Here is a 23,844-nt window from a genome sequence, read left to right as displayed (position 1 = left end):
CGGATCAGGCCGCCACACGGGCCAACGGCGCGGCCTGAGCCGGAACGACCGCCGTCTGTTGCGGGGTGCCCGCCTCCTGCGGGGTCCGCGTCTCCTGCGGGGTCCGCGTGAGCAACAGCACGCCCCGGGCCGCCGCGAGCGCTCCCGCCACGGCCAACAGGATTCCGAACGCGCCGCCTTGGATGCGTTCGCCGAGCAGGATCATCCCGATCGCGGCCGCGGCCAGTGGGTTGGTCAGGTTGACGACCGCGAGCGGGGCGCCCAGGCCGCCCCGGTAGGCCCGCTGGGACAGGAGCATCCCGCCGACCGCGAAGACCACCACGAGCAGGCCCACCGAGACGACCCGGACGCTGAGCAGGGACCCGCCGCGGCCACCCGCCACGGCGACGGTCTGGGTCAGGGCGGAGGCGGCCGCCGAGGCCAGCCCGGACGCCGTCGCGTGGCGCAGCCCCGAGCGGGTGTCGCTCCGCGCGGTCAGCAGCATGATCACCGCGGCCGTGGCTCCGGAGACGGAGAGGGCCTCGGACAGGGTCAGGGTCTCGTCGGGAGACGGGCCGGAGGCGGGCAGCAGGAGCAGGCCGAGGCCGACGACGGTGGCCAGGGTGCCCCGCCACTCGCTGGCCACGACCCGCCGCCCGGCGCCGTGCGCGCCCAGTGGTACGGCGGCGACGAGGGTGAGCGCGCCGAGCGGCTGGACCAGGGTGAGCGGCCCGTACCGCAGGGCGGCGGCGTGCAGGAGCGCGGCGGCGGCGTTCAGGCCCGCCGACCACCACCAGGCGCCGTTGCCGAGCAGCGCCGAGGTGCTGCGGGCGACCGCGCGGCGGGCTAGGCGTTCCTGGGCGACGGCGGCGGACGCGTAGGTGACGGCCGCGGCGAGGCAGAGCAGGACGGCGAGGAGCGTGGAGTTCACCGGACTGCTCCTACGGGCTCCATGGCGTCCACGGCTGCCGCACCGGCACCGGCACCCACACCCGCCGGAACCGGACCCGGACCCGGCACCGCACTCCGCCCCGGCACGCTCCGCCGGGTGACGAGCGAACGGCCGACCGGGCGCGGGACCAGCAGCAGGGCGGCCCCGAGGAGCAGCGTGGCGACGATGGCGTCGATCCAGTAGTGGTTGGCCGTGCCGACGACCACGAGCAGGGTCACCAGCGGATGCAGCAGCCACAGGGCGCGCCACCGCGAAGAGGTCGCGGCGATCATGCCGAGGGCCAGCATCAGAGCCCAGCCGAAGTGCAGGGAGGGCATCGCGGCGAACTGGTTGGCCATGGTGTCGGCGGCGGGCGCGGCCCGGTAGACGGTCGGTCCGTAGACCTGGCCGGTGTCGATCAGGTGGGCCGCTCCCAGCATCCGCGGGGGTGCGAGGGGGAAGGCCAGGTGGAGGACGAGGGCCGCGCCGGTCAGGACGGCCAGGACCCGGCGGGCCCAGAGGTAGTGCGCGGGGCGGCGTACGTAGAGCCAGACGAGGAAGAGCACCGTGGCGGGGAAGTGCACGGCCGCGTAGTAGGTGTTCGCGGTGTGCACGAGGGCGTCGCCGTGCAGGAGCAGTCGCTGGACCAGGCCTTCGCCGGGCAGGTGCAGGGTACGCTCGGCGTCCCAGACCCGGGTGGCGTTGCGGAAGGCCTCGTCCGTGCGGCCGGTGGAAAGCGTACGGCCGCACTTGTAGACGGCGAAGAGGCCCACGACGAGCAGGAGCTCGCGTATGAGGCGACGACGGGCACCCGGCCCCGCGTCGGCCCCGACGGGTGTGGTGTGGGAGGTCATCCCCCGGTCTCGCTTCCTGTACACGGCTACACGGCTCACAATCGACACACCAGTGTATCGATACATTCTCGTATCGATACGAGTGTGTACCGATACGCTCGCGTTCCCGTAGACTTTCACTAGAGGCAGCTGCGGTGCGACCGAAATATCTCGGCCGCGAGCAGCAGCAGAATGTGGCCACGCAGCACCGAGGAGAGCCGCCCCATGACGTCGCCGACGCCGGAAGCCGCCCCGGCCCCCGCGCGCCGCTCCAAGATCACACCGGAGCGGGAGCAGCAGCTCTACGACGCCGTCCTGGAGCAGTTGCGCGAGGACGGCTACGAGGCGCTGACCATGGAGAAGATCGCCGCGCGGGCCACCTGCGGAAAGTCCACGCTCTACCGGCAGTGGAAGACCAAACCGCAGCTCGTCGCCGCCGCCCTGCGCGCGGACCGGCGCGGAACCCTCGCCGCGGTGGACACCGGAACCCTGGCGGGCGACCTGCGCGAGGCGGCCCGCATCGCCGCCTGCACCTCCGGGCGCGACACCCGGCTGATGCAGGCCCTCGGACACGCGGTGCTGAGCGACGAGGAGCTGAAGGCGGCCCTGCGCGAGGCTCTGGTGGAGCCGGAGCTGGCGGCGTTCGACGCGATCGTGGCGCGGGCCGTTGCGCGGGGCGAGCTCGCCCCCGGGCACCCGGCCGTGGAGTTCCTGCCGGCGCAGCTGATGGGCGTACTGCGCATCCGGCCCGTGCTGGAGGGCCGCTACGCCGACGCCGAGTACCTCGTACGGTTCGTCGACGCCTGCCTGCTGCCGGCGCTGGGCGCGGCCCCGCCGGAGGCGGGCCGGGCCCCCTGAACGGGCCCCCCTGAACCAGCGGGCCGCCGTCCCCGATGACCGGGCGGCGACCCGCTCGCGCTGCCTCGTGGGGACGGTGGCAGCGCAGCCCCCGGGCCGGACGGCGGGCACTCCCTCGTGGAGTGACCGCCGACCGGTCCGTGCGGCGGTCGGCCGCACAGCCCTGCGGATCGACTCCGGGCGGACCGGCTCCGGACGCCCGGGCGGATCGACTCCGGCCCGCACAGCCCGCTCGGCTCCGGCCCCCGCAGCCGGCTCAGCTCCGGGCCGCGCCCATCGCCCGCGCGAACTCCTCCGGGTCGGCGTCGAAGCCCCGTAGAACCGGATCCATCGACCAGACCCCCGCGGCGTCGCGGGTGAAATCGGCCACCGTGACCGCGCTCGCCGCGCCGAAGCCCGTGAGGTCGTCCACGGCGAGATCCGTGTAGCCCTCCCGGATGCGCAGCCCCTTTCCCGCGACGTCGGCGAAGGTCAGCGCCGGGCCGCCGCCCGGCCGCTGGATCACCACCCCCACCACGACCCGGACCAGCTCGTCGGAGATCCGGTTCAGTTCGAGGGTCATCACCTCGTCGAAGCCCAGCCCCAGCCCGGTCCTGCTGTCCCGGTTCAGCATGATGGTGCCGTCGGGCGCGCGGCTGCCGAAGTGCACCAGGTGGACGGGCTCCCCGTACGGGTCGGCGGCGGCATACACCGCGGCGAGCAGGTCGAGATCGTGGACGGGCGCTCCCGCCGGGCTGGGATCCCACCGCAGCGCGATCTCCACCTTGGCCAGGCCCTTGCGTACTCCGCTCACCGAACTCCCCCTCCGACCACCGTGTGTTGCCCTCCCATGCTGTCACGGGTCCCGCCCCGGGGCTCGAACGACCGTACGTTCCCGGCCAGTCCGGGGGGCGGGACGACGTCGGCGGGAGGCGGGGGCGGGAGGGGGCGCGAGGGGGCGCCGGCTACCAGTTGCCGTCCTGTACCGGCTTGCCCGGCCGGGGTCCGTTCCCCAGCGGTGCGACCTGGCCGGGGGCGGGTTCCGCCCACGGAGCCTCGTCCGCGCCGAGCCATTCGCCCACCGGCCGCACCCCGCCGAGGGCGTCGGAGGGGGCGAGGTCGGCGGCGTCCTCGTCGTAGTAGTCGAACCACGGCAGCCCTGCCTTGGTGTACGCGGCGCGGTCCACCGGCGAGGGCGGCGGCTCCTCCCCGGTGATCCTTCGCCACGCGGGCGGGGTCACCAGGTGGACGAAGACCCGGGCTGCCGGCTCGGCCGCCCAGTCCTTCGCCTTGCGGTCGTCGCGGTACACCTCCTGGCGCATGGAGCCGCCGACGCCGAGCCCCATCGCGGGCGCCGCCTGCGGGACCGGCCCGCCGCCCGACCGCCGCAGCGGACCCGCGGCCGAGGCGGGGGTCGCCGGCGCCCCGGGAGGCCCTCCCACGGGGCCGCCCGGCGCCGGGGCCGCCATCGGCGCCGGCATCGCCATCGGCATCGCCGGGGGCGCTCCGTAGCCGCCGCCCGCGTAGCCTCCTCCCGGAGGACTGCCCGGCGGCAGGATCCCGTACGGTACGCCGCCGGTCCGGCCGGTCCCGGCCGTGCGCGCCCGCTCCTCCTCCCGCCACCGCTCCAGCGCCTTGGCGCCGAGCGGGAAGGCCTGGAGCTGCACGCCGCCCGCGGTCTCCTCGCCGGTGACCTGGCCCTCCACGGTGGCGCCGAGCCCCAGCGGCACCGCCACGAACTGGCGGACCGTGCCCGTGCCCGAATTGATCCCGTCCAGCCACGGCTGGCGCGGCAGCACGAGGTAGTTCTGCGGCCGGCGCCCGAGCGCGCCCGTCCACCGCTCGCCGGAGACGGCGCACACCTTGCCGACGCCGACCTGGAGCGCGGTGGGCTCCCGGGTCCCCCCGAAGCTGAGCCACATCGCCTCGCGCAGGTACACGGGGAGCATCACCCCGCCCTTGGCCAGCCAGTCCGCCGGAACCGTGTCCGGATAGTCCTCCACCCGCCGCAGCGGAAACTCCCCCAGCCCCGGGGGCAGATTGTGCGTACCGGTCTCCGGCAGCCGCAGCGTCCGCATGAACCGGACCTGCGCCCCCTCGCCCAGCAGCAGTGCGTTCCCCTCGACCCTTACCCCGCCCTTGGCCACCCGACCGGCTCCTCTCCCGCTCAGTACCGGATCCGCCGCAGGATTTGCCGCCGTTCCGGATCGTTACCCTCAAGATTTGCTCAGATGTCGTGACACTGCGCCCGACGTGTTCCTAGCTTCCTCATATACGCGTCCACCAGCCTCCGCGGTTCCCCGCGCCCCCGGCCCGGTCCCGGTGCGCTCCGCGCGCTCCCGCGCGGCTCGGCCCGCCCGCGACCCCGCGTATCCGCGTACCCCAGGAAAGAGTGCAGCATGAAGGTTCCCAAGGCCGGCGCCATCGCCGCAGTGATCGGTCTCGCCCTGACCGCATCGGCGTGTGGCGGTGACGACGACCAGAGGACCTTCTCCGTCGGCATCAAGTTCGATCAGCCGGGCGTCGGCATGCGGGAGCCCGACGGCACCTTCAGCGGTTTCGACGTGGACGTCGCGACGTACATCGCGAAGGAGCTCGGCTACCCGAAGGACCGGATCGCCTTCAAGCAGGTCCTCAGCAACGACCGCGAGCTCCTGATCGAGTACAACGAGGTCGAGATCGTGGCCGCCAGCTACTCGATCAACGACAAGCGCAAGCAGAAGGTCGACTTCGCCGGACCGTACTTCCTCGCACACCAGGATCTGATGGTCCGCGCCGACGACCCCACCATCACCAAAGCCGAGGACCTCAACAACCCGAACAAGAGACTGTGCTCGGTGACCGGCTCGACCTCGGCGGAGAACGTCAGGAAGAACCTGGCCCCCAAGGCGAGCCTCCTGGAGCTCGGCGGCTACTCCGAATGCGTCGTCGCCCTCAGGGACGACCTGGTCGACGCCATGACCACGGACAACTCCATCCTGGCCGGTTACACCGCCCGCAAGGGCAACGAGGGCAAGTTCCGGCTGATCGGGCTGAGCCTGAGCAGCGAGAACTACGGGATCGGCATGAAGAAGGGCAACACCGAGCTCCAGGTCAAGATCAACAACGCGATCCGCAAGATGGTCGAGGACGGCACCTGGGAAGCGGCCGTGAAGAAGAACTTCGGCCCGGACTACAAGTACGAGCCCGCGCCCGCCATCACAACGGGCAGCTGACGACCGTCGAGGCGGTGGCCGGGTCCGACCAGTCGGCGTCGAAGCGGGCGTTGACCACGTAGAGCCGGCCACCGTACACCTCGGCCGTCGTCGGCTCGTCGAAGCGCGGGTCGGTGATCCGCTTGACGAAGCGGGCCCGGCGGCCGTCCCCGCTCAGGGTGAACACGTCCACGGCATAGGCCCAGTTGCGTACGACGTACAGCGTCCGGCCGTGCAGCACGAGCCCGTCGCCGTTGCCCACGGAGCCGCCGTCGAGCACGGTCCGGGTGGCGGCGCCGGTGCGCGGGTCCACGCGGAACAGCGCCTCGGCGGTGTCGTGCACCACGAGCAGGGCCCGGCCGTCGGGGGTCCGCTCGATCCCGTTGGCACCCCAGTACGCGCCGCCGGGCGGAACCGGGTCCCACTCGCCGCCGAGCCGCAGGGCGCGGGGGGCCGCTCCGGGGCCGGTGAGGTCCCGGCCCGCGGGCAGGAAGTACAGGACGTCCGCGAAGGAGTCGGTGAACCAGGCGCCGCCGCAGCCGACGACGGCGTCGTTGACGAAGGCCGTGCCGGTCGCGGCCTGGTGAGTGGCCAGAACCCGCCCGTCCCGGGCGTCGACCACCCGGATCTGCCCGCTGGCGCCGCCCGCGACCAGTAGCCTGCCGTACGGGTCGAGCTTGAGGCCCACCGACATCGGCCCCTCGCCCCGGGTGATGATCCGCCCCGCGCCGGTGGCGAGGTCGAAGCGGTAGACCGAGCCGTCGAGCAGCGAGCCCGTGTAGGCCGTGCCGTGCGCGGAGACGGCGATCCCTTCGGGCTGGAAGCCCGCCGGGATCGCCAACGCGACGGGCCGCGGCAGCCAGGCCGCCTGCTGCGCCTGAGCTCCCTGCGCCTGAGCTCCCTGCGCCTGGGCGAGCGGCGCCGCCGCTCCGACGAGCGCGGCGCCTCCCAGCGCCGCGGCCGCACCGATGAACCCGCGTCGTCCTATGCTCCCCGTCATGACTGACCCTCTCAACTACCGTGCGCAACAGGTGGGTTGACCCTCACACCCCACCACATCGATTGCTCCCCGGCAGCCCCCGGTCAGGATCTTTCACAAGGGGACGGCGAAGCTCACCCCTGCGAAACCGGGGCCTTGACGCGCAGGACGGTCAGGAACTCCCGCATCCAGGCGGAGTGGTCGGGCCACGCGCGGGCGGAGACCAGCGTGCCGTCGACCACGGCCTCGGAGTCCTCGAAGGCGGCGCCGGCCGCCTTCATGTCCAGCTCCAGGGCCGGATAGGCCGTCACCCGACGGCCGTCGAGGGCGCCGGCCGCGGCGGTGATCAGGGGGCCGTGGCAGATCTGCGCGATCGGCTTGTCGCTGCCGGCGAAGGCCGCCAGGATCCGCCGCACCTCGGGGTCGTTGCGCAGGTACTCCGGAGCGCGCCCGCCGGGCACGACCAGCGCCGCGTACTCCCCCGGGTCCACGTCGGCGAAGGCGATGTCGGCGGGCCAGGTGTAGCCGGGCTTCTCGGTGTAGGTGTCGAAGCCGTCCTCGAAGTCGTGGACGACGAACCGCAGCTTCTTCACCGCCGGCGCCGCGATGTGGACCTGGTACCCCTCCTCGATCAGGCGCTGGTAGGGGTAGAGGACCTCCAGCGACTCCGCCGCGTCGCCGGTCACGATGAGGATCTTCGGTGCCATGGGCTGCTCCTGGTCGGGCTGTTCACGGTGTGGCCTCCGCAACCGTGCCCGCGGCGCCCGATCCTGCATAGGGATTCTTGCGCCAATCACCCGGACGATGGCGACACGTGACGCGCGTAGAAAATCAGGGCTCCCGACACGTGCTTTTTACCTGTAGGGCACATGACAATGTGAACCTCGCTCTGCCACCTGATACCCCGCCAATTCCCCGGGCGGGAGCGGTGCGTGTGGAGAGGTACCCCCACGTGATGAGAATCTCGCGCCTTACTCCCTGGGCAGCCGGCCTCGCGGCCGCGTCCCTCATACTGCTGCCGGCCTCCGCCTCGGCCGGCCAGCAGAACAAGAAAGCAGCCCTCACCAACGAGGCCGCCCCCACCGCGGCTTCGGCCTCCGTCGACGTCGACACCTACTACGCCACGGCCGAGGGCAAGACCGGCGCCGCGCTCAAGACGGCGCTGCACAACATCATCAAGACCCAGTCCAAGGTGACGTACGACGGCGTGTGGAACGCCCTGAAGGTCACCGACCAGGACCCCGCGAACTCCAACAACGTCATCCTGGTCTACTCGGGCCGCTCACAGGCGAAGTCCACCAACGGCGGCGACCCCAACGACTGGAACCGCGAGCACGTCTGGGCCAAGAGCCACGGCGACTTCGGCACCGCCACCGGACCCGGGACCGACCTGCACCACCTCAGGCCCGAGGACGTCACCGTCAACAGCACCCGCGGGAACAAGGACTTCGACATGGGCGGCGGCCCGGTCTCCGAGGCCCCCGGCAGCCTGACCGACGCCGACTCCTTCGAGCCGCGGAACGCGGTCAAGGGCGACGTCGCCCGCATGCTGCTCTACATGGCCGTGCGCTACGACGGCGGTGACGGTTTCGCCGACCTGGAGATGAACGACAAGGTCAACAACGGCAGCGCGCCCCTCTTCGGCAAGATCAGCGTCCTGAAGCAGTGGAACCTGCAGGACCCGCCGGACGCCTTCGAGCAGCGCCGCAACCAGGTCATCTACGACACCTACCAGCACAACCGGAACCCGTTCATCGACCACCCGGAGTGGGTCAACTCCATCTGGTAGGCAGCCCTACTGCACGGTCTACAGCCGACCGGTCTACAGCCGGTCGGCCAGGGCCTTGAAGGCCGGCCAGTCCAGGGCCGGAGTGCGGGAGTCCCAGACCTTCTGGGACAGGGCGGCGAGCGGGAGCCGGATGCCCGCCGCGACCTGGGCCTGGGTCTGGGCTCCGGCCAGATCGCACCAGACGGCGAGCCGCGCGCCCAGTATCTGCCCGGCGTACCGCGCGGGCACGGCCGCGGTGCCGCGCAGCACGAGCGGGGTCCACTGCTCGTAGATGCGCCGGCCGTCGGGGTACGTGAACTGGTTCGGCTGTCCCAGCACGTAGTAGAGGTATTCGTCGTTGAGGTTGACGACCTTGCGGCCCTCGCGCAGGTACTCCAGCGGCGGCCGGGCCCTGTTCTCCTTGCCCGTCCAGTACTCGACCTGGATGTCCCGGGCTGGCTGGACGAGCCCTCCGGTGAAGAAGCCGTCGTTCCAGGCCGCCGGTGCCCGGCCCGCCGAACGGACCACGTCCGCCCGGTCGTTCAGCCAGCCCGTCGCCAGGTCCTGCACCCGGGCGCCGGGCCCGTAGCGCTGCCGGGCGGCCGCCGTCAGCTGCGGGAAGGAGGTCTGCGGATCGCGGTAGACCAGGGCCTGATACTCGTCGGCGCCCAGGTTCCAGAGAGAGCCGGGGAACAACGGCAGGTACTCCCGCAGGAGTTCGTCCACGAGCTTCGCCGCGGCCGGGTTCGCGATGTCGACCGCCCCCTTGACCGCCCTGCCCTGCACGTCGCGCAGTTGCAGCCCGGGGTAGGCGCGCAGGACCGCTCCGAGGTGGCCCGGCGAGTCGATCTCGGGGACGACCGCGATGTGCAGCCGGGCGGCGAGCGCGGTGATCCCCCGCACCTGCGCCTTGGTGAGGTGGGGGGTGGAGACGATCTCGGGATGGGTGTCGGACTCGATCCGGAAGGCCTGGTCGTCGGAGAAGTGCAGGCCGAGCTGGTTGAGCTTGAGGTCGGCCATCTCGCGCAGCCGGTCCTCGATCCAGTCCGGGGTGAAGTGCTTGCGGGCGATGTCGAGGTTGAGCCCGCGCTGCGGTTTGGCCGGGGCGTCGCGCACGGTGCCTTCCGGGGCCGAACCGCCTCCGCTCACCTCCTGTTTCAGGGTGCGGGTGCCGTAGAACACCCCGGCCTGGTCGGGACCGGTGATGCGGACCTGCCCGTCGCGCACGGTGAGGGTGTACGACTCGGGCGCGCCGGAGCCCTTCGAGCCGAGGGCGAGTTCCACGTCGCCCTTGCGCGGGGTGGCCGACTCGGCGAATCCGATCCGCAGCTCCCCGGCCAGCAGCTTGCCCTCGTCCGCCAGGGCCGCGCTGTCGGCCGGCGGTACGACGACCCGCGCCCCGGGGCCGGGCCGCCAGCCGGGGCCGTGGGCCGGCACGTGTTCCCGTACGGCCGGGACGGTGCGCGGGGCGGTGGACAGCGGAAACGTCGGCGTCGGCGAGGGCGCCGGGGCTTTCGGGGTGGAGGGGGTGGTCGCGGGAGTGGCGGGGGTGGCGGCGGGGACCGTCGTGCTCGGCTGGGTCCTCGCCGCGGCCGGAGCCCGGGCGTGCCCCGGGCCGGACGCACCGGACGCACAGCCGGGGACGGCGGCAAGGGTGACCAGCGCGGCAACGGTTGCCGTCGCGATGACGTGGCTTCGCCCGTACTTCTTCGTCTCCCGCATCATCCACCTCTCCCCCGTACCAACGTGGCACGGCGGACGGCGCCGCGCGACCGGGCGGGGGATCAGACGAGCAGAGCGAGCGTGCCGAGCGCCGACTCGGCGAACCCGTGGTCCTGGGCCGGGCCCCGCCGCCGACGCCGACGCCGATGGCTCCGACCAGCCGGCCGTCGCGGTGGACCGGTGCCTGTGATGTGTGGCTGTGTGTGTGGGGGGAGGGAGGCGGTGCGGTACGAGGGGTGACGTGCCGGATCAGTGGTGGGCCGGGACGGCGGTGGGCGCCGCCGGGGCGCCGGCCGCGACGACCCGGCTGCTCCCTTCGCCGCCCGCGCGGATCCCGTACGCCGTTCCAGCGCGCCGGAGACCAGGGCGAGGGCCAGGGCGGAGGCGGCCAGCGCCGCGCCGACCCCGTTCGGGGCGGTCCAGCCGAGTCCGGCGGCGATGACGAGTCCACCGAGCCAGGCGGCGAGGGCGTTGCCGAGGTTGAAGGCGCCGATGTTGACGGCGGAGGCCAGGGTGGGGGCGCCGGCGGCCTGGTCGAGGACGCGCTTCTGCAGCGGCGGCACGGTCGCGAAGCCGAGGGCGCCGATGAGGAGGAGGGTGATGGCGGCGAAGACCCCGCCGAAGCCGAGGACGGTCATGCCCATCGCCAGGAGCACCTGGGCGTTGCGGAACGCGGCCGGCTCGTGGCGGATCCGTACGCCCTCGGGGCGGGGCAGGTCGGGAACGAACCGCGCGATGCCGAGCAGTCCGAGGAGGCCGAGCGAGGCGACGATCAGGAAGGTGACCCGCCAGCCGAGGTGCTGGCCGACGAGCGTGCCGAGCGGGACGCCGACGACGTTGGCCACGGTGAGGCCGGTGAACATCATCGCGATGGCTCCGGCCTTCTTCTCGGGGGCGACGAGCTCGGCCGCGACGACCACCTGCGCATGCACCAGGTCGCGGACTCGGTGGCGCTCAGCCAGAGCGCGACGACCCGGCTGGTCAGCCGCCTGGAGGACCGCGGGCTGCTCAGCCGCTACCTCTGCGACACCGACCGCCGGGGCATCTACACCGAGGTCAGCCCGGCCGGCCTGGAGCTCCTGGCCGAGGCCCGCCCCACCCACGACACCGCCCTGCGCGAGGCGCTGGACGCGGTGAAGAACACCCCGGCGGGGAACCAGGGGGACTAGGGCCTGTCGTCAAACTCCCGTCTGCCGCCCTTCGGGCGACGACGGGAGTTTGACGACAGGCCCTAGGACACGCCCTGGATCCGCTGCTCCAGTACCTGGCCCGGCCAGGTACCGGAGAGGAAGGGGGCGGTGCGGGTGAAGCCGTTGCGTTCGTAGTAGGCGACCAGTTCGCCCGTGCCGCCCGCCCAGCAGTCGACCCGCAGCAGTTGCACCCCGGCCCGCCTGGTCTCCTCCGCGGCCCGGACCAGCAGCGCGGCGCCGATGCCCAGGCCGGCGTGGCGCCGGTCGCAGACCAACAGGCGTACGTACCGCTCGGGTTCCCCGGCCGGCGGGATCATCGGCATCTTCGGGCTGGGGCCGGAGTCCAGCACCAGGGCTCCGACGGGCTCCCCGTCCAGCTCCGCGATGTACGGGGAGTTCTCGGTCGTGTAGCGCCGGACCCGCTCCACCGCGCCGGGAAGGCGCGAATGCGGGGTCGTGCCCCACTGTTCGGTGTTGCCGCGGGCGTTCATCCAGGCCACCGCGGAGTCGAGCATGGCCAGAACGGCCGGAACGTCCGCCGGGCCGCCCGGCCGGATTCGCAGGTCGTGTGTGGTGTCGTTCATCGGACGAGCCTATGCGCTCTCGCGGTGCGTGCCCGTGGCGCACAGCGCGCGGTACTCCGTGGGCGTGAGCCCGTACGCCTCGCGGAAGGAGCGGCTGAAGACCATGGGGCCGCTGAAGCCCCAGCGGGTGGCAATGGACTGCACCCGGTGGGTGGTGAGTTCGGGCCGGGCCAGGTCGGCGCGGCACTGTTCGAGGCGGCGCCGCCGGATCCGGGCCCGGACGCTCTCCCCCTGCCCCTGGAAGAGCTGGTGGAGACCGCGCACCGAGATGTTGTGGCGGGCTGCGATCGCGGGCGGGGCCAGCTCCGGGTCGCCGAGGTTGTGCTCGATGAAGGCGTGGATGCGCCGCAGGAGGACCTCCGTGCGGGCTTCGGAGGGGATCCGGTCCTCGGCGTCCAGGTGCTGTGCCAGGCAGGCCGTGGCGAGGTCGACGGCGACCGCGCCGAGCCGGGCCAGCTCCTGCGGCTCGCATTCGGCGGCGTGGTCCTCCAGGGCGGTCATGAAGGAGGCCAGGATCGCGGCGATTCCGCGGTCACCCGGGATGCGGCGGGCCAGCAGCCGTTCCAGCCGCTCGGGACGCAGCGGCAGGACGTCCCTGGGGAGCATCAGGATCGTCGCCCGTACCCGGCCGCCGTCCGCGAGCATCGTGTTGTCGGAGGGGAGCGAGGTGTCCCACAGCATGAGGTCCCCGGCCCCGACCGTGCACTCGTTGCGGTGCTGGGACATCGACGTGACGCCCGTGCGCAGCAGGGCCAACTGGTACTGCTCCGGATCACCGCGCCGGATCAGCGCGGGCGTGCGCCGCGAACGCAGCGGCGACAGGGCGAACTTGGACGCGCGCAGGGGCCCCAGGTCCACTACGGCCGCCTCGCCCTGGAACTCGGCCGGCCGCTCGCTGCTGAGGGCGGCCGGCATCACCTCGCGCGAGATGATGTCGGCGTACCAGTCGAAGCGCTCCCGCGCCGGTACCCCGCCCGACGACACCACGTGCCACATCCCGCGCCCCCTGTTCGAACTCTTCGGCAGGATCCAAGGATGCGGCCAACGGATCGCCGTCGGCGCATGGTTCGAGCCGCGTGGCGCCCCGCGGCCCGAACGGGCAGCCGCCCGCCCGCGCTCCCGTCCCCACTCCCACTCCCGCTCCCGCTCCCGTTCCCGTTCCCGTTCCCGTCAGCGGCGGCTCGGTGAAGGCGTGGGCGGCGGGAACGAAGGCGAAGCCGTGGCCGAGGCCGACGGCGGCGAGACCGCGGCCGACGTGCCCGACGGAGTGGAGGGGGCGGAGGGGGCGGAACTCGGCCGGGGCGCACCCGTACCGGGCTCCGGCGACCGCGACGGGCTCACCGTGGGCACGTACGAGGTCGAGGGCGCGGCCGAAGGCGTGAGCGGCGACGGGGAAACGGACGGGGAGGAACCGTCCGGGACCGGGCTCGGAGCCGAGCCGGTCGGCGAGGGCGACGGCGGCGCGGCCGGCGGCACCGGTACCGGGCCCGGGCGGACCGGAGCGTCCGGAGCCAGTACGGCGTACCCCAGCACCACCACCGCGGCGGCCGCCGTCAGCCCCGCCAAGGGCAGCGTGAAACCGCGCGGCCAGGCCCACGGCAGGCGCCGCACCCCGGGCCCCGGCGGCTGCGCCGGGCGCAGTTCGCGCACGGTGATCCCGGCCGCCCGGGCGTCCAGGGCCTGCCGTAGCCGGTACTCCACCGGCCGCCCGTCCGGCGCCCCGGAGGCTTCGCGCGCCCCGCCGGACGGCTCGTACGGCTCGGACGGCCCGTACGGCTCCCTGCCCGGCCCCGTAGGCGGCTCCTGCCCACCCGTCATATCCGACCCTCCAGAATCCGTTCCAGCGCGTCCAGCCCACGGCTCGCGTTCGACTTGACCGCCCCGCGGCTGATCCCCAGCGTCTCGGCGATCTCCGCCTCGCTGAGGTCGGCCCAATAGCGCAGCACGAGGACCTGCCGCCGCCTCGGAGTCAGCCGCCCCAGCGCGGCGAGGACCTCGCGGTGTGCCTCGTCGAGGACCACGGACGCCTCGGCGGAGGGTACGTCGGCGGGTGCCTGCGGGGTCCACGCGCGGGCCGTCCGGCGACGGCGCAGCACGGACCGGGCGGTGTTGACGACAGCGGTGCGCAGGTAGCCCAGTGCGTTGTCCACCTCCGAGATCCGCTCGCCGTGGCGCCGGTACAACGCCGTGAAGGCGTCCTGCACCACGTCCTCGGCGGTGCCTATGTCGTCCACCAGCAGCACCGCCAGCCGGACCATCCGCAGCCGGTGGGCGTGGTAGAGCTCGGTCACGGTGGGCGGCGGGCCGGCCCTCTCGGAGGGATGGCCGTACGTGTACCCGTGCCGGTACGGCTCCGACGGCGCGGGCGGGGCCTGCGCGCCCGAGCGCTCGCGGCGCAGCAGGAACGACCACAAGCCCCGCCGCGGCCGGTCGAAACCGGACGCGGCGGGGCCCAAGGAGGGTACGAGGTGGAGCACAGGGGTCCTCAGCCGTTGGCGCGGCGCCGCACGGTGTACAGGGTCGCGGCCCCGGCGGTGATCAGCACGGCGGCCCCGGAGCCGAGTGCGACCGTGGTGGCGGAGGAGCCAGTATGCGCGAGCTCGGGCGCGCCGGGCGAGGCGGGGGCGGCGCTGGGGGCGGCGCTCGGGACGGCGGTCGGCGTCCCGTCCGGGGCAGCGGTCGGGGCGGCGGTCGGGGACACGCTCGGGACGGCGCTGGGGGTCGCGGTCGGCTTCGTGCCCGGGGGCAGGCTCACCGAGGGCGCGGGGGCCGAGGGGGCCGAGGGGGCCACGCTCGGCGCCGTGCTCGGCGTCGCGGTCGTCGCCGGTGCGGGCGCGGCGGAGGCCGGCGACACGGACGACGCCCCTTGTGCGGCGGAGGCCGGCCCGGCCAGCGCGAGGGCCGCGCCGGCGGCGGCGACGGCGAGGACCGTCGCCCTGCGGACGGACAGCGGGGCGCGCTTCAGGTTCTTCACGGTGGTTCTCCACGGTCGGCTGCGGGGCGCGGGATCACGCCCTTCACCCCCGCACGACGCGCGAGTGCCCGGGAGGTTGCCGCCGTTCCCGAAAAACTTTTCGCGGCGCAGGCCTCCGCCCGCTCAGGCCCGGCCGGACCCCCGCGTCTCCCGCGTCGCCCGCGGCCGCCGCAGGGCCGTGCCGATGACGGCCACCCCCTCCTCGATCTCCCCCACCGGGCCCGCCGCATAGCCGAGCACCAGGCCCGGGGGTCCCGGGGTCATCCGGTGCCAGGACAGCGGCTGGGCCTTGACCCCGAGGTCCAGGGCCACCGCGGCGAGGGCCGTGTCGTCGAAGCCGCCGGCGCCGTCCGCTCCGTCGAAGGTGACCATCAGGTGCAGCCCGGCCGCCGCCCCGTGCACCCGCGCGCCGGGCAGTTCGGCGGCGATCGCGCGGAGCATCGCGTCCCGGCGGGCCCGGTGGCGGCGGCGTACGAAGCGCAGGTGGCGCTCCAGTTCCCCCGAGGCCATCAGCCGGGCCAGCACCAGCTGGGCGAGGACGGGATTGCCGAGGTCGGCGTAGCGCTTGGCCTCGATCACGGCGTCCAGCCGGCGCGGCGGGACCAGCAGCCAGCCCAGGCGCAGGGCGGGGGCGAGGAGCTTGGAGACGCTTCCGGTGTAGCAGACGGCTTCCGGGAGCAGGGCTCGCAGGGCGGGGACGGGGGCTCGGTCGTAGCGGTGTTCGGCGTCGTAGTCGTCCTCGATGACGACTCCCCCGGCCGCCGCCCAGCCGAGGAGCTCGCGGCGCCGTTCCCCGTCCAGGACGACTCCGGTCGGGAACTGGTGCGCCGGTGTCAGCACCACCGCCTGGGCCGGACCGGCCGCCAGGGCGGCGGTGTCGATGCCGCCCCCGTCCACCGGTACGGGCAGGATCTCCATGCCCCCGTGCTCCAGTTGCTGCCGCGCCCCGAGCGAGCCGGGGTCTTCCACCGCCATCCGCCGCACGCCCTCCGCGCGCAGCACCTGGGCCAGCAGTCCGAGCGCCTGGGCCACGCCCGCCACCACGACCACCTCGTCGGGGGTGGCCCGGATCCCGCGGTTCAGGGCGAGCCAGCCGACGATCGCCTCGCGCAGCGCGGGGGTGCCCTGGGGGTTCCCGTAGCCGAAGTCGGCGGGGGTGAGCTCGGCGAGGACCCGGCGCTCGGCCTGGAGCCAGGCCGTGCGCGGGAACGCGGTCAGGTCGGGCGCCCCGGGCGAGAGGTCGATCCGGCACGGGGCGGCGCGCAGCGCGTCGACGAGTCCGCCCCGGGGCCCCGGTGTGAAGGGGCGGGCCGGATCCGGGGCCCCGGACCGGGCGGGCCGGGACGGGGGCGGCCGCTCGGTCACCGGGGCGGCCACCACGACGGTCCCGGCCCGGCCGCGGCCGGCCACCTGGCCGGTCTCCGCCAGCCGCTGGTAGGCCTCGGTGACCAGCCCCCGGGAGACCCGCAGTTCGGCGGCGAGGACGCGGCTGGCCGGGAGCCGGCTGCCGACGGCGAGCGTGCCGTCGGCGATGGCGGCGCGCAGCCGGTCGGCGAGCCAGTCGGTGCGGCCGCCGGCCGGGGCCCGGCCGATGTCGAGCTGGAGGAAGTCCGACCCGGCTGTTTCCGATGGCACTGTTACGGACCCCTGGATGGCGCTCTCTTTGGACCTGTCCACGGGTCCATTGTGGGCCCAGGCTCGACGGTATGAACACCTCGCCCCCTTCGGACCCTTCGCCCCGGCAGTTGCGCGGCCTCGCCCCCGGTATCGCCGGCATGGCCCTGGTCGGCAGCAGCGTCACCGTCTCCCACTCCCTCGTGGACGCCCCGCTCTTCGGCGTGCAGGCCGCCCGTTACGCGGTGGCAGCGCTGCTCCTGTTCGGCCTGGCCCGCATCGCCCGGGTGCCGATCACGGCCCCGCGCGGCCGGGAGTGGCTGTGGCTGGCCGGGGTCGCCGCGACCGGGCTGGTGCTGTTCAACGTGGCCGTCGTACGGGGTGTCGCGCACGCGGAACCGGCCGTCATCGCCGTCTCCGTGGCCTCGGCACCGATCCTGCTCGGCGTGATCGGACCGCTGCTGGAGGGCCGCAGGCCGATCCCGCGGGTGCTGCTGGCCGCGGTGGTGGTCGTCGCCGGGGCGGTCCTGGTGGAGGGGACGGGCCGGACCGACGCGGCCGGGGTGGGCTGGGCCGCGCTGGCGCTGGGCTGCGAGGCCTCCTTCACGCTGCTCGCGGTACCGGTGCTGCGGCGCCACGGCCCGTGGGGAGTCTCGCTGCACGCGGTATGGCTGGGTGCGGTGATGCTGGCGGTGCTCACGGTGTGCGTCGAGGGGCCTTCGGAGCTCGTGTCGGTGACCCCGCGCCAGTGGGCGGCCGTCGGATACCTCGCCGTCCTGGTGACGGCGGTGGCCTTCCTCCTCTGGTACCGCACGGTGGCCGCGGTGGGCGCCGGCCGGGCCGGGCTGCTGGCCGGGGTGGCGCCGCTCGCGGCGGCCGGCGCGGGATCCGTGACCGGCGGCGGGGTGCCGGGGCCGGCGGTGTGGCTGGGCCTGGCCGTGGTGGTGGCCGGGCTGGCGGTCGGACTCCGGCCGGAGCGTGCCCCGGGCGGTCCGGCGGTCGCGCCGCCTGCCCCGCTCGCGCCACTCGCGCCCGTCGCGCCCGTCGCGCCCGTCGCGCGAAAGCCTCGTAACGCCCAGGAGTCCGCGGCCCCTTGAGCGCTCCCCGCCTTGTGGATCACAATCCGCAGATGGCAACGCCTCCGTACAGCAGCTGGATGCGGTACTTCTCGCCGACCGCCAACCACCGCCGGCTCGGGCTGGTGTGCCTCGGTGTGGGGGTGCAGCAGGGCGAGCTGCCGGTGGTCGGCCCGCGGATGCTCGACCACCACGTCGCGGTGGTGGTCTGCGCCGGCCGGGGCTGGTTCAGCCACGGCGGGCGGGCCCCGCAGCCGGTGACGGCCCCGGCGCTGCTGTGGCTGGTGCCCGGGGTCGAGCACCACTACGGCCCCGATCCGCAGACCGGCTGGGACGAGTGCTTCGTGGATTTCGCCGGCCACAGCGTGGCGGCGTACACCGACCTCGGCTACGTCACCCCCGACCGCCCGCTGGTACCGCTCAGCGGGACGGCCGGGGTGCGGCACGTGGTCGACGGGATCGTACGGGCGGCCCGGCTCGGCGGCCCCCTGCTGGAGGTGGAGGCCGCCGCGGCCGTGCACGGGCTGCTCGTCGCGCTGCGCTACGCCCGGGCCGGGGTGTCGCGGCACGGGGACACCGTGATGGACACGCTGGCCCGGGACGCGCTGCTGCCGATATCGGTGGCCGAGCACGCCGCCCGGCTCGGGATGACCCTCCCCGAACTGCGCGGGGCGGTGCGGGGCAGTACCGGGGAGGGGGTCAAGGAGTACCTCCTCGGTATCCGCCTGAGCCGGGCGAAGGAACTGCTGGCCCGCACCGACCTGCCGGTCGCCGGGGTCGCCCGGCGGGTCGGTTACGAGGACGCCGCCTACTTCAGCAGGCTGTTCAGCCGCCGGGTGGGCGTGGCGCCCGTCCGGTTCCGCCGACAGCAGTCGGCGCAGCAGCAGTCGGCACGGTGGCTCCCGCTGCCCCAGGAGCCGCTGCCCCAAGAGCCGCTGCCCACGGAGCCGTCACCCACCGAGCCGACACCGTCGGCCCCGTCGCCGCCGGCCCCGACACCGCAGGAAGGCGTCACGGCAGGTAGCCGATGTTGAGTTCCGCGACCGCCGTCCACGGATTGCCCGAAACCTCCCTCGTGGCCTTGAGCTTGACGTAGCGCGCGGTGCGCGCCGTGAAGGCGACGTCCTGCTGCGCGGTGGTGTTGGCGAAGGTGCCGGACGCGGCCGCCGGACCCCAGGTGACCCCGTCCGTCGAGGTGAGGACCTGGTAGTCGGCGATGCGCCCGTTGCTCTGCGTCTGGCGGGGAAGGTAGTGCAGGGCGGAGACGTTGTAGGAGGCGCCGAGGTCGAGGGTGATCTCGTGCGGCATCTGCGCGGTGGCCTGGTACCACTGGGTGTGCCAGATCGTCGCGCCGTCCCCGTCGAGCACGTTGGCCGCGGCGCCGTTCTCGCCCACGGTCTCCTGGCTGTCGACGGCCTTGACGCTCATCTGCGTCTGCGGGACGAGGAGTTCGCCGCCGCTCCCGGTGCCCAGGTCGTCGACGGCGAGGTCGTCGAGGATGAAGTCGGCCTCGTTGTGGGAGCCTTCGCCGGTCACCTTCCGTACGCCGATCCAGGCGTCCGTCCCCGCGGTGAAGGTCTTGGTGAAGGTGGTGGCCGTACGGGCCTGGTTCAGCGCGGTCGCCGTCTCGGTGCTGCCGGAGCCGGTGATGAACTGGTAGTCCCCGCTGAAGCCGTTCTCGTAGCTGAAGGTGACCTTGTACGAGCGGCCGGGTGTCAGCCGCAGGGTCTGCGGGAGGGTGCGGTAGACCAGCCCCTGCCGCTCCTCGTGCGATTTCAGCGAGTTCTGCCCGGTGATCACGTCGTCGACCAGCTTTCCGCTCCAGCCGGCCTGCGTGTACGGGGCGTTGCGCTGGGCGATGTGGGTGCGCGGGTCGGTGGCCGAGCCGCCGGCGCCGCCGAAGGCGAAGGGGCCCCAGCCCGCGTCGACGTTCTCGAAGTCCTCGGTGAACCAGTGGCCGTTCAGGGGGGTGCGTGCGGAGCGGACGACCCGTACGTCGTCCAGGTACACGGTGCCTGAGCCGGAGGCCGCGGACAGCTTGAGGGTGGCCGCGGACTGGCCGGCGGGGACGTCGAAGAGCACCTTCATGCGCTGCATCTTGGTGCCGTTCTTCTCGCTGCCGCCGAGGTTGTTGGTCAGCGTCGAGGAGTCGGCGTACACGGAGGCCGCCGTGCCTGCGGCAGGGGTCACGGTGAGGGTGGCGGCGCGTCCGGCCGGGGTGGAGACCCAGACGGAGGCGGCGTAGGTGCCGGGGGTGAGCCCGGTGAGCTGCTGGGAGACGGCGGGCGAGGTGCTCGCGGCCATCGTGAGCTCGTTCTGCCCGTGGGCGTTGCGGGCGACGGCGGCGCCGGTCCCGGTGACGGACCAGGCGTTCAGGTTGCCGGAGAAGAAGGAGGGGTCCTTGACGGGGGCGCCCTCGCCCCAGTTCGGGTCGGCCTGGGCGGGGGCGGCTCCGTTGGTGACGACGTAGGCGGTCCTGGCGGCGGCGCTGATGGTGACCTGCCCGCCGGTGACGGCCAGGTCGCCGACCAACTGGCGGCCGGTGTCGGTCAGTTTGTACAGCTTGGGCGAGGACCAGCCGGCCGGCAGGGTCCAGGTGGTGGAGGCGGCCTTGTCGTTCCAGTGGTAGAGCTTGCCGTCGCGCGGGAGCAGGTAGGCGGAGCCGTCGAGGACGGTCCGGCCGGCGGTGGTGATCTTGCGGGTGTTCCCGGAGGTGGTGACGGTGGTGCCGTTGGCAAGGGTGACCGTGTTGGCGGTCCACTTCACGATCGGGGATTCCTGGAGGTACTTGGTCGGCAGGTTCGTCGCGAAGGTGGTGGTGAGGAAGGAGGTGAAGTCCCGCTTGCCCTGCCAGCCCTCGTAGGCGGTGATCTCCGCGCCGCCGAGCAGCGGGTTGGCGGCGATCCAGTCGTCCTTGGTGTGGTTGGCGATGAAGCGGGCGATGTTCGAGTTGATGCCCTTGAGGTCGGTGCCGCCGTAGTTGACGTCGGTGGCCCAGTGGTGCCAGAGGGACTGCCCGGTCATGGAGGCGGGGAACTCGGTGGCGAGCTGGTAGCCGAGGCCGCCGATCTCGCGTTCGAGCTTGCGCGAGAGGTAGCCGTCGCCGTACCAGACGTCGACGTAGAGGAAGTCCAGGCCGGGGGCGGCCGCCTTGAGGTCCTGGAGCCGCCCCAGGCGCCCGCCGGACTGGCCGTCCTTTCGGGTGTCCACGTAGTACGACTGGTCGAGCCAGTCCCAGCCGAGGCCGCCGGTCTGGTGCGCCGGGTCGAAGGTGGCCGAGACCGGGTACTCCTCGGTGGCGTTGATGTGGACGCCGAAGTCGGCGTTGTAGGTGTGGCCGACGGTGGTGAGGGTGTTCAGGTCAGTGGCGCCGCCGAGCTTGGAGCCGATGTTCTTGTAGTCCATGTGGGCCGAGTCGTGGCCCTCGGAGGCGTACCCCTTGAGCAGGACGAACTGGCCGAGGCCGTCGGTGGCGAGGTTGACCCGCTTGGTCTCGTCGAGGGTCTCGGCGAAGGGATGGGTGGCCGCGGAGGCGAAGTTGAAGGGGATGCGCTGCACGACCCGGTCGGCGGTCTGCTGCCAGCCGGTGGGCGCGGTCCAGATGTCGCGGTAGGCGACCGCCGCGTCCTGCCAGTCCACGGTGGAGTCCGCGTTGCGGTCGGCCGTGATCGCGACGCGGACGTAGGGCAGGGGCTCGGTGTCGGTGTCGGCGGCGCCCGAGGCACGGTAGAGCCAGGATCCGCTCCACAGGCCGGCCCGGCGGTAGGTGCCCTTGTCGGTGACCTGCTTGCTGATCCGGCCGTTCTCGTTGGCGGTACCGCCCGAGGGGGCGTCGTAGTACGAGTTGGAATCGATGGCGGCGGCCAGCTTGCCGGTGTTGACCAGGCCGTACATCACGGTCGTGGCGGAGGCGTCGACCGGGGTGTTCGCGGTGACCGGGGTGAAGGTGTCCCCGGTGCCGGTCGTGGCGGTGTGCATCTTCGCGGTGGAGAGCGCCGCGCCGCTCTGGCTGCTGCGGACGCTGACGAGGTTGTGGCCCGGGATCGCGAAGCTGCGTACGCGCAGAGCTGCCGTGTCCTCGATCGCCGTGACCTTGAACTCCACCACCGAACCGGCCACCGAGAGCCGGGATCTGATGGTCACTCCGGAGAGGGCCAGCGCGTAGTCCACGCCGGAGGCGGAGGGGGTGGCGGTGACGGTGGGCGTGTGGGTGGTTCCGTTGACGACGATCGCGCCGATGGTGTCCTCGTTGCCGTTCAGCACGTCCCCGGTGGCGGTGCGGGTGTAGCTGATGACGCGGGGGAAGGCGCTGTCCACGCTCACGGACAACTCGGGCGAGGTGATCGTCACGGGGGTGGCCGCCACGGCGGGGGTGGCGGGCACGGCCACGACCAAGGTGGCCACGAGACCGGCCACCGCGGCTGCGGCCGGCCAGAGGGGGGTTCGCATCGGACCTCCGGGAGTCGGCGCTTCCTGGGCACAAGACCGCACACCGTGGAGGCCGGCGGTCCGCTCACTGACCTGACAGCCTGCGGACCGCGGACCGGCAGGCCCATGGACAAAGCCGAACCCCGTCGTGGACTTATGTGGCGGGTGGGTCGGGTGGGCGCACGCGCCGCACGCTCCGAAAGAGACGGTCCAGGCCGTCTCGACTCCTTCCGTCCCTCGGGGCCCTCGGAGCCCTCGGGGAGTCCGGGTACGCGGCCACGGGCTCGCCGCGCCGGATCCACAGCAGGGCGCCCGCCCGGAGCATCGCGCCCGACTCGGGCGCCCCGGAGAACGAGGCGGCGCGGCCCGGTGTCGGCAATTCGACGGCGCGAGGGCGCCGCCCCCGGCCGCCGCGCTCAGCAGCACCCGGCGGACGCCCGGCTCAGCCCGGCGGCGACTGCGTCGCCCCGGGCGAGCAGCCGGGGCAGCGCGCCCCCGAGCAGGGTGCCCGCCGCGAGCACGCCGGAGACCGCGGAGCCGGTGCGCAGCTCGGCCTCGGGGGCCTCGGGGCCGGAGTGGGCCTGGACCGAGTCCTAGGTACTCGCCGGCACCAGGACGACGGCCGTCCCGTACGCGCACACCTCGGTGCCGACGTCGGCCGCGTCGGTCACGTCGAAGCGCATCATCAGCACGGCGTTCGCACCGCGCGCCTTCGCCTGTTCGATGAGGCGTTCCATGGCCTGGTTGCGGGTCTCCACCAGGGTCTTGGTGAGGCCCTTCAACTCGCCGCCGATCATCGATTTCAGGCCGGCGCCGATCTGACTGCCCAGGTGGCGGGAGCGCACGGTGAGGCCGAAGACCTCTCCGATGACCTGCTCGACCCGGTAGCCGGGGACGTCGTTCGTCGTCACCACCATGACACCGGTCTGCTGCGCGCCAGGGCCGCCGCCGTAATCCTCGATACCCATGGCATCCACTCTGGCGGCGGCGCGCGGTACCCGCATCCGGAGGAGGGAGCCGCAGCTCCGGGGCAGCCTGGCAGCACCCCGGCCGGCCCCCGCACATTGGGCATATCGGGCTAAGTCACGGTGCGTCAGCCGGACCTCCCGGCCCTCCGTCGCCATAGTCGTCCGTGGCAACCGTCTGGTTGCCACCCCGCGCCGCGTGACGCGGCCGGGCGGACGTCTTCTCGGAGGAGCCGGCTCATGCTGAAGCCCACCAGGACCATCCTCGCCCTCACCGCCGGAAGCCTGGTGCTCGGCCTGGTCGGGGCGGGCACGGCCGTCGCGGCCGACCACTCGGAGCCCCGCGGCCCGGTCCTGACGTCGCCCATCGACCGGGACGACGACGAGGGCGACGACGACGGCCGGGACGACGAGTACGGCAACCGCAGGCACGCCCACGGCGTCGTCATCTCGCGCAGCCCGCTGACCGTCCGCAGCAGGCCGACCACCCACTCCCACAAGGTGGGCCGGGTCCACCCGCACGAGAAGCTCGCCATCGAGTGCAAGACCCGCGGCGAGCGGGTCGACGGGAACAACCTCTGGTACCTGCTGGAGGAGCGGGACGGCCGGGACGAGCAGGACTCCATGGACGAGGACCGCAAGAACGCGATGACCCCGAAGTCGGCGAAGGCCGCCAAGGACCGCGACGACCACTGGGTCTCGGCCCGCTACGTCAAGAACCTGGGCAAGGTCCGCTACTGCCGCTCCTAGGCACCGACCCGCCCCGCGGC

21 protein-coding genes and 2 pseudogenes are annotated in these 23,844 nt (G+C 73.5%); 8 read left to right on the top strand and 15 right to left on the bottom strand.

The window, feature by feature from the left end:
* Positions 1-4 precede the first annotated feature (4 nt).
* Together AC3IYI_RS36050 and AC3IYI_RS36045 are read right to left on the bottom strand one after the other, a co-directional pair.
* A complete protein-coding gene (locus AC3IYI_RS36050) occupies positions 5-910 on the bottom strand; it encodes a hypothetical protein (protein WP_489407635.1) in 906 nt (301 codons plus the stop codon).
* Positions 907-1,764 (bottom strand): phosphatase PAP2 family protein, encoded by an 858-nt coding sequence (locus AC3IYI_RS36045; protein WP_489407634.1) that lies wholly within the window; start codon positions 1,762-1,764, stop codon positions 907-909. Before AC3IYI_RS36045 ends, AC3IYI_RS36050 begins: the two co-directional genes overlap by 4 nt.
* A gap of 204 nt (positions 1,765-1,968) precedes the next feature.
* On the opposite strand from AC3IYI_RS36045, the gene AC3IYI_RS36040 reads away from it, so the two are divergent.
* Positions 1,969-2,601 (top strand): TetR/AcrR family transcriptional regulator, encoded by a 633-nt coding sequence (locus AC3IYI_RS36040; protein ID WP_489407633.1) that lies wholly within the window; start codon positions 1,969-1,971, stop codon positions 2,599-2,601.
* A gap of 256 nt (positions 2,602-2,857) precedes the next feature.
* On the opposite strand, the gene AC3IYI_RS36035 is transcribed toward AC3IYI_RS36040, so the two are convergent.
* Both AC3IYI_RS36035 and AC3IYI_RS36030 read right to left on the bottom strand, forming a co-directional pair.
* Positions 2,858-3,394, bottom strand: coding sequence for a TerD family protein (locus AC3IYI_RS36035; protein WP_489407632.1), 537 nt, complete (start codon positions 3,392-3,394; stop codon positions 2,858-2,860).
* Positions 3,395-3,545: 151 nt separating this feature from the next.
* Positions 3,546-4,727, bottom strand: coding sequence for a hypothetical protein (locus AC3IYI_RS36030; RefSeq protein WP_489407631.1), 1,182 nt, complete (start codon positions 4,725-4,727; stop codon positions 3,546-3,548).
* Between the two features lie 252 nt (positions 4,728-4,979).
* Between AC3IYI_RS36030 and AC3IYI_RS36025 the strand changes: the two genes are divergently transcribed.
* Positions 4,980-5,795, top strand: a complete 816-nt coding sequence (locus tag AC3IYI_RS36025) for a glutamate ABC transporter substrate-binding protein (RefSeq protein ID WP_489407630.1) — start codon at positions 4,980-4,982, stop codon at positions 5,793-5,795.
* On the opposite strand, the gene AC3IYI_RS36020 is transcribed toward AC3IYI_RS36025, so the two are convergent.
* Positions 5,779-6,774, bottom strand: coding sequence for an SMP-30/gluconolactonase/LRE family protein (locus AC3IYI_RS36020; protein WP_489407629.1), 996 nt, complete (start codon positions 6,772-6,774; stop codon positions 5,779-5,781). The two genes, AC3IYI_RS36025 and AC3IYI_RS36020, sit on opposite strands and share 17 nt — an antisense overlap.
* A 113-nt stretch (positions 6,775-6,887) precedes the next feature.
* Complete coding sequence (locus AC3IYI_RS36015) at positions 6,888-7,460, bottom strand: DJ-1/PfpI family protein (protein WP_489407628.1); 573 nt, start codon at positions 7,458-7,460, stop codon at positions 6,888-6,890.
* A gap of 248 nt (positions 7,461-7,708) precedes the next feature.
* On the opposite strand from AC3IYI_RS36015, the gene AC3IYI_RS36010 reads away from it, so the two are divergent.
* Positions 7,709-8,542: an endonuclease I family protein gene (locus AC3IYI_RS36010; RefSeq protein WP_489411796.1), complete on the top strand. Its 834-nt coding sequence runs from the start codon at positions 7,709-7,711 to the stop codon at positions 8,540-8,542.
* Between the two features lie 33 nt (positions 8,543-8,575).
* On the opposite strand, the gene AC3IYI_RS36005 is transcribed toward AC3IYI_RS36010, so the two are convergent.
* Entirely contained in the window at positions 8,576-10,246 is a 1,671-nt protein-coding gene (locus tag AC3IYI_RS36005; protein ID WP_489407627.1) for a beta-N-acetylhexosaminidase, read from the bottom strand.
* Positions 10,247-10,512: 266 nt separating this feature from the next.
* Positions 10,513-11,160: pseudogene (locus tag AC3IYI_RS36000) on the bottom strand (MFS transporter); the annotation flags it as partial.
* Between AC3IYI_RS36000 and AC3IYI_RS35995 the strand changes: the two are divergent.
* Positions 11,149-11,412 (top strand): annotated as a pseudogene (locus tag AC3IYI_RS35995) (MarR family winged helix-turn-helix transcriptional regulator); the annotation flags it as partial. The pseudogenes AC3IYI_RS36000 and AC3IYI_RS35995 sit on opposite strands and share 12 nt — an antisense overlap.
* A 62-nt stretch (positions 11,413-11,474) precedes the next feature.
* Here AC3IYI_RS35995 and AC3IYI_RS35990 read toward each other — a convergent pair.
* Both AC3IYI_RS35990 and AC3IYI_RS35985 read right to left on the bottom strand, forming a co-directional pair.
* Positions 11,475-12,017 (bottom strand): GNAT family N-acetyltransferase, encoded by a 543-nt coding sequence (locus tag AC3IYI_RS35990; RefSeq protein ID WP_489407626.1) that lies wholly within the window; start codon positions 12,015-12,017, stop codon positions 11,475-11,477.
* Between the two features lie 9 nt (positions 12,018-12,026).
* Positions 12,027-13,013 carry an AraC-like ligand-binding domain-containing protein gene (locus AC3IYI_RS35985; protein ID WP_489407625.1) on the bottom strand — a complete coding sequence of 329 codons (987 nt, stop codon included), beginning with the start codon at positions 13,011-13,013 and terminating at the stop codon, positions 12,027-12,029.
* A gap of 223 nt (positions 13,014-13,236) precedes the next feature.
* Here AC3IYI_RS35985 and AC3IYI_RS35980 point away from each other — a divergent pair, with 223 nt between their 5' ends.
* The gene (locus AC3IYI_RS35980; protein WP_489407624.1) at positions 13,237-13,893 is read left to right on the top strand and encodes a hypothetical protein; all 657 of its coding nucleotides are present in this window, start codon (positions 13,237-13,239) and stop codon (positions 13,891-13,893) included.
* Here the strand turns inward: AC3IYI_RS35980 and AC3IYI_RS35975 are convergent.
* The 3 genes from AC3IYI_RS35975 to pdxR form a co-directional block, all read right to left on the bottom strand.
* Complete coding sequence (locus tag AC3IYI_RS35975) at positions 13,832-14,494, bottom strand: RNA polymerase sigma factor (protein ID WP_489407623.1); 663 nt, start codon at positions 14,492-14,494, stop codon at positions 13,832-13,834. The genes AC3IYI_RS35980 and AC3IYI_RS35975 overlap by 62 nt on opposite strands.
* An 8-nt stretch (positions 14,495-14,502) precedes the next feature.
* Positions 14,503-14,991, bottom strand: coding sequence for an LPXTG cell wall anchor domain-containing protein (locus tag AC3IYI_RS35970; protein ID WP_489407622.1), 489 nt, complete (start codon positions 14,989-14,991; stop codon positions 14,503-14,505).
* Between the two features lie 123 nt (positions 14,992-15,114).
* Complete coding sequence (gene pdxR / locus AC3IYI_RS35965; RefSeq protein WP_489407621.1) at positions 15,115-16,668, bottom strand: MocR-like pyridoxine biosynthesis transcription factor PdxR; 1,554 nt, start codon at positions 16,666-16,668, stop codon at positions 15,115-15,117.
* A 29-nt stretch (positions 16,669-16,697) separates the two neighbouring features.
* Here pdxR and AC3IYI_RS35960 point away from each other — a divergent pair, with 29 nt between their 5' ends.
* On the top strand, positions 16,698-17,702 hold the full coding sequence (locus tag AC3IYI_RS35960) for a DMT family transporter (RefSeq protein WP_489407620.1): 1,005 nt from the start codon (positions 16,698-16,700) through the stop codon (positions 17,700-17,702).
* Positions 17,703-17,734: 32 nt separating this feature from the next.
* Positions 17,735-18,715, top strand: a complete 981-nt coding sequence (locus AC3IYI_RS35955; protein ID WP_489407619.1) for a helix-turn-helix domain-containing protein — start codon at positions 17,735-17,737, stop codon at positions 18,713-18,715.
* On the opposite strand, the gene AC3IYI_RS35950 is transcribed toward AC3IYI_RS35955, so the two are convergent.
* Entirely contained in the window at positions 18,693-22,130 is a 3,438-nt protein-coding gene (locus AC3IYI_RS35950; protein WP_489407618.1) for an endo-alpha-N-acetylgalactosaminidase family protein, read from the bottom strand. The two genes, AC3IYI_RS35955 and AC3IYI_RS35950, sit on opposite strands and share 23 nt — an antisense overlap.
* A 572-nt stretch (positions 22,131-22,702) precedes the next feature.
* Complete coding sequence (locus tag AC3IYI_RS35945) at positions 22,703-23,077, bottom strand: YbjQ family protein (RefSeq protein ID WP_112451056.1); 375 nt, start codon at positions 23,075-23,077, stop codon at positions 22,703-22,705.
* 237 nt (positions 23,078-23,314) lie between these two features.
* Between AC3IYI_RS35945 and AC3IYI_RS35940 the strand changes: the two genes are divergently transcribed.
* Complete coding sequence (locus AC3IYI_RS35940; protein ID WP_489407617.1) at positions 23,315-23,824, top strand: hypothetical protein; 510 nt, start codon at positions 23,315-23,317, stop codon at positions 23,822-23,824.
* Positions 23,825-23,844 lie beyond the last annotated feature (20 nt).

The organism is Streptomyces sp. GL_148 (assembly GCF_057834205.1).
This window is presented reverse-complemented; position numbering and strand designations above follow the sequence as displayed.